This is a genomic window from Microbacterium sp. 22242 (assembly GCF_052045495.1).
In the GTDB taxonomy this organism is placed as follows: Bacteria; Actinomycetota; Actinomycetes; order Actinomycetales; family Microbacteriaceae; genus Microbacterium.
In genome coordinates this window covers 219,730-233,652 of record NZ_JBQEOZ010000004.1, presented here as the reverse complement: position 1 = coordinate 233,652, position 13,923 = coordinate 219,730, and the positions used below count along the sequence as shown (strand labels likewise).

The following is a 13,923-nucleotide window of genomic DNA, read 5'->3' as shown; positions in this document are numbered from 1 at the left end:
GCCCAGGAGCGTCGTAGGCTGAGAGGATGACCGCGGTTCGCTTCGTCGCCATCGGAGACTCCTTCAGCGAAGGGGTCGGCGATGAGCTGCCGGATGGGCGGGTGCGCGGCTGGGCCGACATCGCCGCACAGGGCTGGGCCGACGCGCTGGGGGAGTCGATCTCCTACGCCAACCTGGCGATCCGGGGGCGTCTCGCCTGGCCGGTCGTCGAGGAGCAGCTCGAGCCGGCGCTCGCACTGAATCCGACCCACCTGTCCTTCAACGCCGGCGGGAACGACATGCTGCGTCCGCGTGCCGACATCGAGCACATCGCCGACGCGTTCTCGCGGGTGCTGCGAAGGTGCGCCGAGACCGGCACCACGCTCATCGTCCTCTCCGGAGCGAATCCCTCGGCCGGACTGCCGCTCGCGTCTCTGATCCAGCGCCGCGGCGACGAGCTCTCCGCGGCGGTGCTGCGCCGGATCGCGGATCGCCCCGACGTCGTGCAGGCGCTGAACTGGCCGGATCGAGAGCTCAGCACTCCGCCGTACTGGTCGGAGGACCGGCTGCACATGAACGCGAACGGACATCACCGCGTGGCGGCGCGCGTGCTCGACGCGGTGGGGGCGGGCGCTCCCGAGGAGTGGTGGCACGCCGCGACTCTGCCTGCCGACGAGCGCCTCGGGACCGCCGCCTACTACCGCCGGCACGTGGGTCCGTGGATCAAGCGCCGCGTCACAGGCCGGTCCTCCGGCGACGGCCGGCAGCCGAAGTACGGGGACTGGATCGAGATCGCGCCGCGCGACGCGGCGGCGGCCTGACGGCCGCGGCGACTCGCGCCTTACTCCTGCGGGTCGTCCTGCAGCTGCGGGTCGGGGCTCCGGTTCACCCGATAGGTGAGTTCCGCGAACGGACCGGCCTGACGCGCCCCGACCAGTTCCAGTCGGGAGTGGTCCAGGTCGCGGGGCAGCAGCGGCTTGCCCGAGCTCAGCGTGGCGGGGGCGAAGGTCACCACGATCTCATCGAGCAGGCCCGCATCGGCGAACTGTCCGGCGAGATCCCCGCCGCCCACGATCCAGATGTCCCGATTCTGCGCGGCCCCGACGATGTCCTGCCAGTGATCGGCGGCGGATCCGCGCACGAACCGGATGTCCGCTCCAGGAACCCGCGGCAGCGTGCGCGAAGTGAACACGAACGTCGGGCGATCCCCGTAGAAAGCCTGCCAGCGCTCGGGATGCGCGAGCAGATCCTCTTCGCGGAGGACCCACTCGTACGTCGACGAACCCTCGACCAGCACGCCGACGCGCGCGGTGAAGGCGGCGATGTCGGCCGTTGCGCCCTCCTGCGGGATCGACAGCAGCCAGGAGAGCGAGTCATGCTCGTCGGCGAGGAATCCGTTCAGCGTGGAGGCGGTGTAGTAGATCGCGCGAGTCATGACCGCGACCCTACCTGCCGGCGCCGACACCCGCCTCCGCACGGCGCGCGCGGTGCAGCTGCCATTCGCGCGCGGTGAGGATCACGATGAACACATCGAACAGCGTGAGAGCGAGCATCGCCCAGCTGAATCGCGTGATCAGCTCGTAGCACTGCAGGGCGATGAACACGCCGAGGGCCGCGAGCATCCAGGGGTAGGCCCAGAGCTGCTGCCGCAGCAGCGCCCACACCAGCACCACCTTGATGACGCCGTGCAGCAGGAGGTACGCGGCGGCGAAGAGCGTGGTGCGCGTGCCCCAGGAATCTCCGAGATGGATCGCCCAGTGGAAGACGGGGGAGCGTTCGTGCCCGACCAGCACGAATGAGACCACGTCGCCCAGCCACTCCCGCAGTCTGGCGGGGGAGATGAACAGCAGGATGAGGCCGCCGATCAGCTCGACCGCCCCGTCCAGCCCCTTGAGCACGATGCTCACGGCGAAGACCCGGTCCAGGGTGCGGTGGGATGCGGCGCTCATACGCCGATGCTAGGACCGGGGCTCTTAGACTGCCCTGAGATGAGCGATATCGAGATGCGCCCCCTCCCGGCCGGCACGGTCGAGCTGCACGACGCACGGACGAAGCGGCGCTGGCACGTGGAGCTGGAGCCGTTCGAGATCGGCGTGTTCGCGGTCACCGAGGAGCAGGTGTCCGAGTTGCTCGGGATCACGGCGGATCACCCTGACCGCCCCGCGGTCGAGCTGTCCTGGCAGCGGGCGGTCCGCTTCTGCAACGCCGCCTCGGAGTGGGAGGGTCTCGAACCGGTATATCGGTTCGACGGGGAAGAGGTGCACTGGGACGTGACCGGCGACGGGTACCGCCTGCCGACGGAGGCGGAGTGGGAGTACGCCTGCCGGGCCGGCTCCCGCGCGCCGCATTACGGACCGCTGTCCGAGATCGCCTGGACAGCAGCCGACGGCGTGCAGAACCCGCAGAGGGTGGGGGAGCGGATGCCGAACCTGAACGGGCTGTTCGACACGCTCGGCAACGTGTGGGAGTGGTGCTGGGACCTCCTGGATCCTGCCCGGTACGGCGACTACCGAGTGTTCCGCGGGGGTGGATTCGCAGACGACGCGTGGAGCGTGCGCGCCTCGACGCGCCGGGGCGGGGATCCGCACACGACTCAGGACGACCTCGGCGTGCGGGTCGCGCGCGGCGGGTTCGATGCGGTGGACGAAGCGCAGGGCTGGTCCCGCGCCGCAGACGAGGAGCGTGCGCTGTCGGCCGGTCCGCGGCCGTCGAGGTGGGCCCCGCGGCGCTGAGCCGCGCATGCGCGTCATGACGTCCCATCGGCTCCGTCGCCGCTCTGAGAGAATGCGGACATGGCTTCCTCGCCGGAGATGAGCTCGCTGCGCACGGCGCGGCTGCTGCTCCGGCGCCAGCAGGCGGGCGATGCGGCTGTCTTCCGTCGGCTGTGGACCGAGCGCGACGAACGCGTGCCACCGCATCGGAGGATCGACGCCGAGGACCGACCGACGGAGCAGGACATCGCGGCGCACATCCTCGAGGCCGGCTCCTCGACCGGGCCGGCGCTGCTCACCGTCCAGCGGATCGACAACGGCGAGGTGATCGGATACTGCGGGCTGATCGTCGGCGGCAACGGCACGGCCGACGAGCCGGAACTGGGGTTCGAGCTGCTGCAGGTGGTGCACAACCGCGGTTACGCGACCGAGGCGGCCCGCGCCGTCCTGGACTGGGCCGCCGAGAACGGCTATCCCCGCGTCTGGGCCGGCGTCTGGGAGTGGAATGTCGCCTCCCGACGGGTGCTCGAGAAGCTCGGCTTCATCGACAGCGGGAGGGAACTCCCGGCTTCCGTGCATGGCCGCAACCTGCTCACGGTGTGCGTTCTTGCGCCCCCGTCGAGCGCACCATCCACCTGACGAGGGTGTCACGGGAGTGCGCGCACGCTGCGGCCTGCCCGACCTCTTCACACGCTGCGCCTGCCGTGGGACGANTCTAATCGTCCCACGGGAGGTACGCCATGCGAGTCTTGATCGTCGGCGCGGGTATCGCCGGTCCCACGCTTGCGTACTGGTTGCAGAGGTTCGGGCACGAGGTCACGCTCGTGGAGCGCGCTCCGCATTTGCGAGAGGGCGGCTATGTCGTCGACTTCTGGGGTGCGGGATTCGATGTCGCGGACCGGATGGGGATCGTGCCGCGGTTGATGGATGAGGGCTACGTCGTCCGCGAGGCTCGCGAGGTCTCCCGCAGCGGCAGGCGCATCGCCCACTTCGACCCGCGGCATGTGATCGGCATCAGCGGAGGCCGGTTCGTCACGATCGGGCGTTCCGATCTGTCCCGTGCCATTCATGACGCGGCACACGGCGACGTGGAGACGGTCTTCGGCGACACCGTGACGTCGCTGGACGATGACGGCGAGCGGGTGCGTGTCGGGTTCCAGCACGCCGAGCCGCGGGACTTCGACCTCGTCGTCGGCGCGGACGGCCTGCATTCTCGGGTTCGCACGCTGGCATTCGGGTCGGATGGGGAGTCCGAGCGCTATCTCGGCATCACCGTCGCCGCTTTCGATGTGACGGGATATCGCCCGCGCGACGAGCTGGTCGCTGTCATGCACACCGAGGTGGGCCACCAGGTGCTGCGCCTCGCGCTGCACGATGACGCGACGATGTTCTGCTTCATGTTCCGCTACGACGGCGCGGTGCCGCTGGACGACGTGGCCGCCCAGCAGGAGCTCTTGCGGCGGCGTATGAACGGTGTGGGCTGGGAGGTCCCGGCGATCCTGGAGCAGATGCCCCAGGCCCGCACCTTCTACCTGGACCGGGCGAGCCAGATCCGCCTGCCATCGTGGTCCCGCGGTCGCATCGCTCTGATCGGCGACGCCGCAGCGGCACCCTCGCTGCTGGCCGGGCAAGGGTCAGCGTTGGCCATGATCGGGGCCTACGTCTTGGCCTGTGCGTTGCAGCACGCACAGGGTGACCACCGGGCTGCCTTCGCAGAATACGAGCAGAGTCTGGCCCCGCTCGTGCGCGGCAAGCAGGACGCCGCAACCAGGTTGGGCGCCGCCTTCGCCCCGCGCAACCGCCTGCAGTTGCTGCTGAGAAACGGCATCGTCGGTCTCATGGCGATCCCGCCGATCGCGAACCTGGCGATGGGACGGAGCCTGATCGATCCCATTCGCCTGCCTCCGGTCCCGGCCGATTGACACTCATGCCGCGTCCCCGATTCCACGCGCTCACCCGCGAACGACAGGAAGCCATCGTCGACGCGGCGCTCGACGAGTTCGCCACCCGCGGCTTCGCCGCAGCGTCGCTGAACCAGATCATCATCCGGGCGGGTACCTCCAAGGGCTCGATGTACTACTACTTCGAAGGAAAGGAGGACCTGTACGCCTATGTGCTCCGCCGGCAGGTGGAAAAGCTGATCGCTCACGCCGGGCCGTTCCCCGTGCCGGCAGCGACCGAGCCCGACGCCTTCTGGTCGACGGTTGAGGACATCTTCCAGCGACTCGTCGCCGCCTTCGACGCATCACCGGTACTCGCGAGCGTCCTGCGCGATTGGCTGACCGGCACCGGTTCACCGACCATGCAGAACGCACAACGAGACGCCGAGCAGGCCGCGCTGCCCTGGATGAACCAGACTCTTGCGGCCGGCCAGTCGATCGGAGCGATACGCACAGATCTCCCGGACGCGCTGCTCCTGGCTGTCGGCACCGCACTCGGCCGCGTGATCGACTCATGGGTGATCGCAGAAGCACCCGATCCCGTCGATCATGCACCTGCCGTCCATGCCGTCGTCGGCATTCTCCGCCGCGCCATCCAGCCATGAACGCGACGCCGGCTGATGTGCCGGCGTCGATGCATGCTGGGCAGGCGCAAGGTGTCAGGCCGCGGAGGGATCGTTCCCGCCGCCGAGCATGCGCCGGTATTCGCGGTCCTGCTGCTTTTCGATGTCATGGCCGCGTCGCAGGAGTTTGGTGGTGTAGATCGTCCCGTAGGAGACGGATCGGGACACGACGGTGGCGATCGCGGTGGTCAGCATCACGGGAAGGACGAGCGACACATCTCCGGTCATCTCGACCACGGACGCGAAGGCGGTCAACGGCGCCCGCGTGCCCGAGGCGAAGACGCCTCCCATCCCGATCGCGGCGTACACGGCGGGGTCGCCCGCGGCGTCCCCGAAGAGCTGGTGGACGAAGAGCCCGTATGCGGTGCCGAGCATCAAGCCGATGAAGAGGGATGGAGCGAACACTCCGCCGGAACCGCCGATGCCCAGGCTCAGCGAAGTGGCGAGGATCTTGGCGAACGCGAAGAACAGCAGCATCCAGAGACCGTAGTCTCCGTGCAGCGCCTGGAACATCACGGGGTACCCGACCCCGAACATCTGAGGAACCGCGAGCAGGAGCAGGCCGAGGAGAACCCCGCCGACAGCAGGCCGCGCCCACTCGGCGCGCCCGCTCCAGAGCTTGTCGCAGAGATCCTCGACGGCGTAGAGGACGTATCGGAACAGCTGTCCGATGAGTGCGGCGATCACGGCGAGCACGGCGACGAGGAGGTAGTCGACGGAATGGCCGAGTGCCGCATCGTGCGGGAACCCGCTCAGGAACGCCTCCGTCCCGAGCAGCGGTCGAACGACGGCGTCCGCCACCATGGCGGAGAGCATGATCGCGAAAAGAGACCCGGCCGAGATCTCCCGCAGGATGATCTCCGCGCCGAAGAACACCCCCGTGATCGGCGCGTTGAAGGTGGCAGAGATGCCGCCTGCGGCGCCACATGCGACGAGGATGCGCAGCCGCCCGACCGGCTGTCGCGTGCCCTGCCCGAGCGCGGAGGCCAGTGCGGCGCCGATCTGCACGATGGGTCCCTCCCGGCCGACCGACCCGCCCGTACCGATGGTGAGGGCCGACGCGAGCGCCTTCACGATCGCGACGCGAGGGCGGATCCGGCCGCCATCTTCGGCGACCGCGATCATGACCTCGGGTACGCCATGACCGCGGGCTTCCCGTGCCCAGCGGTACACGAGCGGGCCGTAGACGAGCCCGCCGATCACCGGGATGAGCACGTAGAAGCCGAGACCGAGCCAGGGGAGGTGGCTGCTCGGTACCCGACCGTCCTGCCCGAACTCGGGGCTGCCGGTCGTCGCCCAGGTGATGCCGAAGACGAGGGCTCTGAAGGCCAGGGCACCGAGGCCCGCTCCCACTCCGATGATCAGGGCGAGGGTGAGGAGGCCGTATCGGCTCTTTCGCACCCAGTTGGTCATCCGCGCTACACTTGCTGTCACACAAGCATTGTAAGCATGCAAGCATCGTGAGGTGAGATTGTGACGACGGGACGGGCGCATGGGGCCGCGAGCGGTGACGGGCGCACGGACATCGATGCGACGGTGATCGCGTCGCGGGCGCTCCTGGGGATCATCGCGCGGTCGATGGTCCCCGCGTTGGAGAGCGTGTCGCTTCCTCAGTTCCGCGCGCTGGTCGTGCTGTCCTCGTCCGGGGCGCAGCGCATGGGGGTGCTCGCGGAGAAGCTGGGCATCACGATCTCGACGTTCACCCGGACCGCGGACCGACTGGTCGCGGGCGGCTGGGCGCAGCGTGAGGCGAACCCCGCGAACCGGCGGGAGGTTCTTCTCTCCCTGACGACGCAGGGTCGGGACCTGGTCAGTTCTGTCACCGATCATCGGCGAGGGCTGATCGAGGACGTGATCGATCGGATGTCACCGACAGACCGGGAGCAGCTCGGCAGCTCTCTGCGGGCGTTCGCGGACGCCGCGGGCGAGCCGTCGGGGGCCGATCTGCTCGTTCTCGGGCTCTGATCGTGGGCATTTTCCTGAGCCCGATGCCTCCTGGCACCGCGCCGATGACGGGGCCGATGTGGATGCCGTCGCTGCCCCTGACTGTGCCGCGGCTGTTCGCGATCCACCCCCAGCCGATTCCGGTGCTGCCGATTGCCGGGCTGGGTCTGCTCGTCCTCTACGTGGTGGGTGTCACGGTGCTGCGCCGTCGGGGTGATGCCTGGCCCGTGATGCGCACCACGAGCTGGGTCGCCGGGGTGCTCTCGATGCTGCTGATGACGGCGACGGGGTTCGACGGTTATGGGATGGAGCTGTTCGGCGTCCACATGATCCAGCACATGACGCTCAGCATGGTCACCCCGATCTTCCTCGCCCTTGGCGCGCCGGCGACTCTCCTGCTTCGAGCGCTCAGCGCCGGAGGGATCCGTCGTCGGAAGATCCGCGCGCTGCTTCTCCGTGTTCTCCACTCGCGCCTGGCTGCCGTCATCGCGAACCCGATCGTGATCGGCCTTCTGTTCCTTTTCAGCTTGTACGGGCTCTACTTCACTCCGGTCTTCGACGCGCTGATGGGGACCATGTGGGGGCACAACCTGATGCTCGTCCACTTCCTCCTGATCGGCATGCTGTACTTCTGGGGCGTGCTGGGTGTCGACCCCTCACCGCGACGCGGGAACACCCTCATGGGCCGGGCCGGCAGTCCGGTCGCGCGGATCGCTGAAATGGCGATCCCGGTCCCGTTCCACGCGTTCTTCGGCGTCGTGCTGATGATGGCCAGCACCGTCGTGGTCTCGTTCTACAGCGCTCCGAGGCGATCGCTGGGCGTCACTGCGATCGGGGACCAGCAGACGGCCGGCGGCATCGCTTGGGGATTCACCGAGCTCCCCACCCTGCTCGTCCTTTTCGTCCTGTTCGTGCAGTGGCAGCGCAGCGATGCCCGGCAGGCTGCGGCGGCAGAGCGACGGGCCGAACGGGATGGTGACGCCGAGTTGACGGCATACAACCTGCGGCTTCAGGATCTGACCCGACAGGACAGGGGGCAGCGCTGATGACCGGGGGAGTGGTGGGCTACGCCTTCGTGCTCGGGATGATCGGACTGCTGAACCCCTGCGGATTCCCGCTGCTGCCGGTCTACCTCTCGACGTTCGTCGACGACGGGCGGGGCGGGTGGGCCAGGCGATCGCTGGGCGCGATGCGCGCCGGGCTCCTCGTCACGGTCGGATTCCTCGCCGTCTTCGCCGCAGCGGGAACACTCGTCGGCGCTGTCCGCGGTCTGATCGGCGCCGTTGCGCCCTGGATCATGGTCATCGTCGGCATCGGAATCGTCGTGCTCGGTTCTCTCGCGCTGGGTGGCCGCACGGTATCGGTCCTGCGCGCGCCGCAGTTCCGGTCCGGACGCAGTGTGCTGGCGATGACGGGCTTCGGGATCGCTTACGCCGTCGGGTCTTTGAGCTGCTCCCTGCCGGTCTTCGCCGCCGCGATCGGTGGCGCACTAGCGACGGGATCGCCGCTCGCGGTCTTGGCGACGGTGCTCGCCTATGGACTGGGCATGGGACTCTTCGCCACCGTCATCGCGCTCCTCGCCTCCTGGGCAGACGTCGCGATCTTTCACGCAGTACGTCCATTCGCGGCCGTGCTGCCACGGGCGGCCGGCGCGCTCTGCGTGGTCATCGGGTTCTACGTGACCGTGTTCTGGACAGGTCAGGTGAGCGGAAGGCAGCTCACACAACCTGTCACCGTTGCGCTGGATCGTCTTCAGGGCGCGGTCGCGTCGGCGATCGAGGCGGCTTGGCTGCCCATCGGGGTCGGGCTCGTGGTGCTCGTCATGGGCGTGCTCGTCGTCATGGCGATCCGGGAGCGCCGGACCGCGGCCGTCGCTGCGTCAGTCGTAGGTCAGGAGGAAGGTCATCGCAGTGGCGAGTCGGACTAGGGGCGGACGCCCGAGCGCGGTGCGCAGCGGGGTGGTGCTCTGGGTGCTGTCCGGAGCGCTCATGGTGGTGGTGATCCTCCTGGTGGCTGCTGGTATGGGGTGGTCTCAGGCCACGGTCCGGCCCACGTCCCCAGGCGCGTTGCCGGTCGGACTCAACCAGGAGACGGCGGACCTCCTCGGGGTCACGCCGATGCCGACGGAATCCACGACGGCGCCCGGGTACCGGCTCACCGATCAGAACGGACACACCTTCGATGAGCGGAGTCTGCGCGGCCGAGTGACGATACTCACCTTCAACGACGATCAGTGCGCAGACCAATGCGCGATGCTCGCCGCCGACCTCATCGCCGCCGATCACGACTTGCCTGCGTCCGCACAGGCGAAGATCGCGTTCGTGTCGATCAACGCCAACCCCTACTATTCGAAGCCGTCGGATGTGAAGAAATGGTCAGACCAGCACGGCCTCGGCGCCCTGCCCAACTGGTACTTCCTCACCGGCGCCCCCGCACAACTGGCCAAGGCAGCCAAGGCGTATGGCGTCCCCATCCGGCTCGACCCCGCAGCCCGATCCGTCGCTCACGGGAGCCAGATCTTCGTCGTCGACCCGGCAGGGCAGATCGTCGAACAGGCGGCCTTCGGCGTCGAATCCGCAGACACCGATCCCTTCGGTCACGGCCTGGCCGTCCTCGCGAACGACGCCCTGCCCGCATCTGAGCGGACCGCCGTCGGTGGTGCCGACCTCACCAAGCCCGTCCCGGACGGCGCGGAGATCGGCGACACTCCGAAACCGGTGACGGGTTCCGCTCTCATCGGATCCACCACCAGCAGCGCGGTGTCACGGGGACGCTTCACCGTCATCGACTTCTGGTCCTCGACGTGCACCGCCTGCAGCGTCCAACTCCCCGACGACCAGGCAGAGGCAAGCAAGCTCGGCGCTGCGATCGCGTTCCTCGGTGTCGATGTCGACGACGCCCCGGCGATCGGACGGGCAGCAGCGGCCGCCAATCACGTCACGATCCCCACCATCAACGACCAGGGCGGATCTCAGGCAGCTCGGTTCCGGGTGAGCGAACTTCCCTACACGGTCATCCTGTCGCCGACAGGACAGGTGCTGGTACGCCACCCCGGCCTGCTTACGTCCGAAGAACTCGACTACCTCCTGCACAGTCTCGACCCGGCACTTCCCGACGCCGGCTGACAGCACGAATCGAAAGGAACCGGGACATGAACGAGAGCATCCTCGTCATCGGCGCCACCGGATACCTCGGGCGCCACCTCGTCGCCGAACTGCACGCGCGCGGATACCACGTGCGCGCCCTCGCACGATCCCGAGAACGCGCCGAAGGCCCCGGACCTTTCGGATCCCCTTCCCTCGCGGGCCTGGTCGACGACTGGGCGGTCGGTGACGTGACCGACCCTGAGACGACCGAAGGCATCTGCGACGGCGCAGACCGCGTCGTCTCCGCACTCGGCGTCACACGGCAGAAGGCCGACCCCTGGGACATCGACTTCCGAGCCAACCTCGCGGTCCTCCGCGACGCAGAGCGCGCGGACATCCGCTCCTTCTGCTACGTCAGCGTCCTCCACTCAGAAACCGGCACTTCGCTGACCGTGCGAGCCAAGACGGCCTTCGCCGAGGCCCTGCGACGAAGCCACGTCCCACACCAGCTCATCAACCCCAGCGGATACTTCTCCGACCTGACCGACCTGCTGACCATGGCTCGCGTGGGCGTGTCGATGCACATCGGCACCGGCGCGACCAGGCTCAGCCCCATCCACGGCATCGACCTCGCACAATTCATCGTCGACCGCGTCCCCGACGCACCAGGCGAATGGGACGTCGGGGGACCCGACACTCTCACCTATCGTCAACTCGAGAACCTGGCGTTCTCCGCAGTCGGCAAGAAGGCGCGGAGCATCGGCATCGCGCCGTCGTTGCTGGGCCCCGCAGGCTGGATCGCGGACCGCGTGAGTCCGCGCATCGGCAACCTGACGCGATTCTTCAGCGAAGGGCTCGTCACCGACGCCGTGGCCCCTCCGACCGGCACGCACCACATCGCCGACTACTTTCGTGAACAGACGAACGGCACCGCAGCGTGATCGCCGCGGACTCAGGCGGCGCGAGCTCCATCCCCACGAAAGGCCCGCGCCGTTCTCGGAGAAGTCGCGGACGTGCTTCGGGAATCCAGTGCCAGCCGGAAGGCATCAGGGGAGGGTGCATCGATCCTCCTGATCACTCCTGATTGCGATGTCACGCGATCCTCGCGCTCGGGTCGCCATCGCGGCCGAGAATCTCGAGCACCCAGCGTGTCCGCGGGTTTGTGTCGAGGCGCTCCCACGCCATGGCCGCCAGGGCCGGACGTGCTGAGGCGAAGTCCCGCACGATTTCCAGTTCGGCCTCACGGGCATCGATAACGCCGTCGTCGATGTCGTCGATCGTGGCCAGGAAGCCGCCGATGAGGCGGAAGTCGGGGTCGGAAGGCGGGAGCATCCTGCCCAGGAAGTGGGCCGTGCGACGGGGATCCAGGCGGATCGCCTCAGTGGCAAGGCCGTAGACCACGATCCACTTGGCGTCCTGGTCATCGGGCGCGTCGAGTCCGCGCGCGTCGAGCAGGCATTCGACGGTCGATTCGATGTCCGTTTGCCGGGCGGCCTTGTCTTCGGCGAGGTCGATGAGTTGCAGCAGCAGTTCGCTGTCCGCATCGGTCGCGCTGGCGAACCACGACCAGGACGGGGCGACGAGCGCGCGACGATCTGCGAGGCGCGCACGATAGCGGGCGAACGTGTACAGCCAGTCCGGATTCACGAGTCGCCCCGCCCGAGCTGTGCGCGATCGAACGTAGGACTCTTCGGGAGATCGGCCGGCCGGTATTCCTGTCCCGTCAACCACCAGTCCCCAGCCACGGGCTCAGACTACGCGGGGCGGGTCCCGACCTCGACCTGTCTACGGAATGGGAACGTCGGAAGACCAGTGGGGGAGGTGGCCCGCCTGATTCGACCGGACTGTCCATCGAGCCGGATCCGTTTCGTCGGATGGTCGCGGCGACCGCTATCCCCAGCCGGGTCGCGGGGTGTACCGGGCAGAGAGTTTCGTCGGGGTCAGCCTCCGACGAACGCCTCGCCCGAGTATGGAAGTCCTTCGGCTTTGCACGCATCGGCCAGGGCCTGCGAAGCGTTGTTCCACTTGCTGCTCGTGGCATCCGGCGTCGACGAGGCAGTGTTCATCGGTGGCCGGAATTGCTTCAGTGCTGCCAGGGCCGCAGCGACCGATCCTTCACCGGCGGACGGTGCTCGTCCTATGACGCGAAAAGCGAGATCGTACCAGCCTGTCCGCTCCTGAGGGACGATCGCACCGCGGTAGAAGGAAGAGTCAGTGTTCTGCAGGATCGTCAGCATGTCCGAGTACGTCTCGCAGGTCACCTTGTCGATCGCAGCAGGGGAGGCTGTCCGATCGGGGCCGGCGGTCGTGGCCATAGCGGACGGCTGAGCAGAAGACGTTGCATCCGCCTTGACAGGGCCCGCCGCGCACCCCGAAATCGCCACAAACACAAGGGTCGCTCCGACAGTGAGCAGAATTCGTCGTGAATGGACCCTGGTTCGCTCAGCCGTCATGCGCTCATCGTAGGCGGAGTCGCGTTTATTGCATGCAAGCAGGTCCCTTCCGGTAGTTCGCCTTACCGGAATCGCCATCGCCGGGGGAGCGGGGCCCATTGGATCGCTCCACGTGTCGCGTGTCGTTGATTCTTAAATGGCCGTGTCGAATCTCTTTCGCGGGGATAAAGATCAGTTCCATTCGAAGTGGCGCTGGCGTGCGGGATGTTCAGACGCGCTCACCGGATGTATCCGACGCGCCTGGAGCGTGTTGCTCAACGTCACTGGTGAACCGGTGGACGGCCGCTGCGAGGCAGAATCCGGGGTGGTTGGGTCGTGCGTGGCAGCAGCAGCAAGATGACGGGAATGACGGCAAGCAGAAGGATGCCACCGCCGATCAGATTGCCGGCCAGGCTGCTCCCGTTGGCGATGTCTAGAACCTCACCGATAGACCCGACAACGAAGAGAATTCCCATCGGCACCATAATGAGGAACCCGCGTCGGCCCCGCCATACCAAGACTGCGCCGATCGCCAGGTCAACGGCGCCGAGCAGGAGCAGTGCGGACACGACAAGTGGCCCGCGGCGGGCGGTACCCGTCAGGTGCCCGATCGTTCCCTGGTGCGTGATCATCGCCGTGAGGAGGAAGACCACCACCCCGAGTAGCACCAGCGCGTAGCAGCAGCCGAGAATGGCGGCGATCGTTGACGGCAACGTGACTTTCAATCGCGAGCCGCGAACTGGCATCAGAGGTGCGCCCATGAGCGCATGCTATTCCATGGATGAACTACTGCGCTTCGCGAAGCGGGGAGGCGTTACCCGAGTCTTCACGATTGCGAGAAGCGCACATCGTGTCGTTTCGGATTGACATAATGTGCATTATCGGTGAATCGATGCCTGTCGGAAGGTCAGCTCCAAACTTCGACCAGATGATCCTCTTGCGAGCGCATTTGTCCGCAGCGACGTTGACCAGCTGCAGGCCCGTCATCTGCCTGCGTCCGCGCAGACGCAGGCTGTCGCCGGCAACCGTCCACGTCGCCGGCGACGTGTCATCGGCAAGCCAGGACCAGCCGTGCATTTCTCTCAGCGCGCGGAGCTGCTCTCGTGCGTCCTGAGCGCGATGGACGCCGTACTGGTCATAGGTGTGACGAACGACGGGATCGAGTCGCCGGGAGCCCTGGTCCGCTGTTCGGCAATCGGGCCGAGGAC

Annotated in this window: 16 protein-coding genes; 10 read left to right on the top strand and 6 right to left on the bottom strand. The window is 67.6% G+C overall.

The features are described 5' to 3' along the window. Nucleotides 1-26: 26 nt before the first annotated feature. Entirely contained in the window at nt 27-800 is a 774-nt protein-coding gene (locus tag ACTJJZ_RS06085; RefSeq protein WP_440720285.1) for an SGNH/GDSL hydrolase family protein, read from the top strand. A 20-nt stretch (nt 801-820) separates the two neighbouring features. On the opposite strand, the gene ACTJJZ_RS06080 is transcribed toward ACTJJZ_RS06085, so the two are convergent. After that, nucleotides 821-1,414, bottom strand: a complete 594-nt coding sequence (locus ACTJJZ_RS06080) for a dihydrofolate reductase family protein (protein ID WP_440720284.1) — start codon at nt 1,412-1,414, stop codon at nt 821-823. A gap of 10 nt (nt 1,415-1,424) precedes the next feature. Beyond that, nucleotides 1,425-1,928 (bottom strand): DUF2127 domain-containing protein, encoded by a 504-nt coding sequence (locus tag ACTJJZ_RS06075; RefSeq protein ID WP_440720283.1) that lies wholly within the window; start codon nt 1,926-1,928, stop codon nt 1,425-1,427. Nucleotides 1,929-1,967: 39 nt separating this feature from the next. Here ACTJJZ_RS06075 and ACTJJZ_RS06070 point away from each other — a divergent pair, with 39 nt between their 5' ends. The 4 genes from ACTJJZ_RS06070 (at nt 1,968) to ACTJJZ_RS06055 (ending at nt 5,235) form a co-directional block, all read left to right on the top strand. After that, nucleotides 1,968-2,711, top strand: coding sequence for a formylglycine-generating enzyme family protein (locus tag ACTJJZ_RS06070; protein WP_440720282.1), 744 nt, complete (start codon nt 1,968-1,970; stop codon nt 2,709-2,711). Between the two features lie 60 nt (nt 2,712-2,771). Next, nucleotides 2,772-3,329 (top strand): GNAT family N-acetyltransferase, encoded by a 558-nt coding sequence (locus tag ACTJJZ_RS06065; RefSeq protein ID WP_440720281.1) that lies wholly within the window; start codon nt 2,772-2,774, stop codon nt 3,327-3,329. A gap of 101 nt (nt 3,330-3,430) precedes the next feature. Further along, nucleotides 3,431-4,612, top strand: a complete 1,182-nt coding sequence (locus ACTJJZ_RS06060; RefSeq protein WP_440720280.1) for an FAD-binding domain — start codon at nt 3,431-3,433, stop codon at nt 4,610-4,612. 5 nt (nt 4,613-4,617) lie between these two features. Then, nucleotides 4,618-5,235 carry a TetR/AcrR family transcriptional regulator gene (locus ACTJJZ_RS06055; protein WP_440720279.1) on the top strand — a complete coding sequence of 206 codons (618 nt, stop codon included), beginning with the start codon at nt 4,618-4,620 and terminating at the stop codon, nt 5,233-5,235. Nucleotides 5,236-5,289: 54 nt separating this feature from the next. On the opposite strand, the gene ACTJJZ_RS06050 is transcribed toward ACTJJZ_RS06055, so the two are convergent. Next, the gene (locus ACTJJZ_RS06050) at nt 5,290-6,687 is read right to left on the bottom strand and encodes a chloride channel protein (RefSeq protein ID WP_440720278.1); all 1,398 of its coding nucleotides are present in this window, start codon (nt 6,685-6,687) and stop codon (nt 5,290-5,292) included. A 39-nt stretch (nt 6,688-6,726) separates the two neighbouring features. Between ACTJJZ_RS06050 and ACTJJZ_RS06045 the strand changes: the two genes are divergently transcribed. The 5 genes from ACTJJZ_RS06045 to ACTJJZ_RS06025 all read left to right on the top strand — a co-directional run bounded on the left by ACTJJZ_RS06045 (nt 6,727) and on the right by ACTJJZ_RS06025 (nt 11,224). Beyond that, entirely contained in the window at nt 6,727-7,218 is a 492-nt protein-coding gene (locus tag ACTJJZ_RS06045) for a MarR family winged helix-turn-helix transcriptional regulator (protein ID WP_440720277.1), read from the top strand. Between the two features lie 2 nt (nt 7,219-7,220). Then, entirely contained in the window at nt 7,221-8,243 is a 1,023-nt protein-coding gene (locus ACTJJZ_RS06040; protein ID WP_440720276.1) for a cytochrome c oxidase assembly protein, read from the top strand. Continuing rightward, nucleotides 8,243-9,124, top strand: coding sequence for a cytochrome c biogenesis CcdA family protein (locus ACTJJZ_RS06035; protein ID WP_440720275.1), 882 nt, complete (start codon nt 8,243-8,245; stop codon nt 9,122-9,124). The genes ACTJJZ_RS06040 and ACTJJZ_RS06035 overlap by 1 nt, the downstream gene beginning before the upstream one ends. Before the next feature lie 61 nt (nt 9,125-9,185). After that, complete coding sequence (locus tag ACTJJZ_RS06030; RefSeq protein ID WP_440720274.1) at nt 9,186-10,322, top strand: SCO family protein; 1,137 nt, start codon at nt 9,186-9,188, stop codon at nt 10,320-10,322. A 26-nt stretch (nt 10,323-10,348) separates the two neighbouring features. Next, nucleotides 10,349-11,224 (top strand): SDR family oxidoreductase, encoded by an 876-nt coding sequence (locus ACTJJZ_RS06025; RefSeq protein WP_440720273.1) that lies wholly within the window; start codon nt 10,349-10,351, stop codon nt 11,222-11,224. A 151-nt stretch (nt 11,225-11,375) separates the two neighbouring features. On the opposite strand, the gene ACTJJZ_RS06020 is transcribed toward ACTJJZ_RS06025, so the two are convergent. The 3 genes from ACTJJZ_RS06020 to ACTJJZ_RS06010 all read right to left on the bottom strand — a co-directional run bounded on the left by ACTJJZ_RS06020 (nt 11,376) and on the right by ACTJJZ_RS06010 (nt 13,476). Continuing rightward, nucleotides 11,376-11,930, bottom strand: coding sequence for a hypothetical protein (locus tag ACTJJZ_RS06020; RefSeq protein WP_440720272.1), 555 nt, complete (start codon nt 11,928-11,930; stop codon nt 11,376-11,378). 293 nt (nt 11,931-12,223) lie between these two features. Beyond that, nucleotides 12,224-12,598, bottom strand: coding sequence for a hypothetical protein (locus tag ACTJJZ_RS06015; RefSeq protein ID WP_440720271.1), 375 nt, complete (start codon nt 12,596-12,598; stop codon nt 12,224-12,226). Between the two features lie 398 nt (nt 12,599-12,996). Next, nucleotides 12,997-13,476: a hypothetical protein gene (locus ACTJJZ_RS06010; protein WP_440720270.1), complete on the bottom strand. Its 480-nt coding sequence runs from the start codon at nt 13,474-13,476 to the stop codon at nt 12,997-12,999. Nucleotides 13,477-13,923 lie beyond the last annotated feature (447 nt).

What these genes read in the sequence shown, in the direction of transcription:
- ACTJJZ_RS06085 (WP_440720285.1), top strand. Translation starts at nt 27, where the DNA reads ATGACCGCGGTTCGCTTCGTCGCCATCGGAGACTCCTTCAGCGAAGGG.
- ACTJJZ_RS06080 (WP_440720284.1), bottom strand. Translation starts at nt 1,414, where the DNA reads ATGACTCGCGCGATCTACTACACCGCCTCCACGCTGAACGGATTCCTC.
- ACTJJZ_RS06075 (WP_440720283.1), bottom strand. Translation starts at nt 1,928, where the DNA reads ATGAGCGCCGCATCCCACCGCACCCTGGACCGGGTCTTCGCCGTGAGC.
- ACTJJZ_RS06070 (WP_440720282.1), top strand. Translation starts at nt 1,968, where the DNA reads ATGAGCGATATCGAGATGCGCCCCCTCCCGGCCGGCACGGTCGAGCTG.
- ACTJJZ_RS06065 (WP_440720281.1), top strand. Translation starts at nt 2,772, where the DNA reads ATGGCTTCCTCGCCGGAGATGAGCTCGCTGCGCACGGCGCGGCTGCTG.
- ACTJJZ_RS06060 (WP_440720280.1), top strand. Translation starts at nt 3,431, where the DNA reads ATGCGAGTCTTGATCGTCGGCGCGGGTATCGCCGGTCCCACGCTTGCG.
- ACTJJZ_RS06055 (WP_440720279.1), top strand. Translation starts at nt 4,618, where the DNA reads ATGCCGCGTCCCCGATTCCACGCGCTCACCCGCGAACGACAGGAAGCC.
- ACTJJZ_RS06035 (WP_440720275.1), top strand. Translation starts at nt 8,243, where the DNA reads ATGACCGGGGGAGTGGTGGGCTACGCCTTCGTGCTCGGGATGATCGGA.
- ACTJJZ_RS06030 (WP_440720274.1), top strand. Translation starts at nt 9,186, where the DNA reads ATGGTGGTGGTGATCCTCCTGGTGGCTGCTGGTATGGGGTGGTCTCAG.
- ACTJJZ_RS06025 (WP_440720273.1), top strand. Translation starts at nt 10,349, where the DNA reads ATGAACGAGAGCATCCTCGTCATCGGCGCCACCGGATACCTCGGGCGC.
- ACTJJZ_RS06015 (WP_440720271.1), bottom strand. Translation starts at nt 12,598, where the DNA reads ATGGCCACGACCGCCGGCCCCGATCGGACAGCCTCCCCTGCTGCGATC.
- ACTJJZ_RS06010 (WP_440720270.1), bottom strand. Translation starts at nt 13,476, where the DNA reads ATGGGCGCACCTCTGATGCCAGTTCGCGGCTCGCGATTGAAAGTCACG.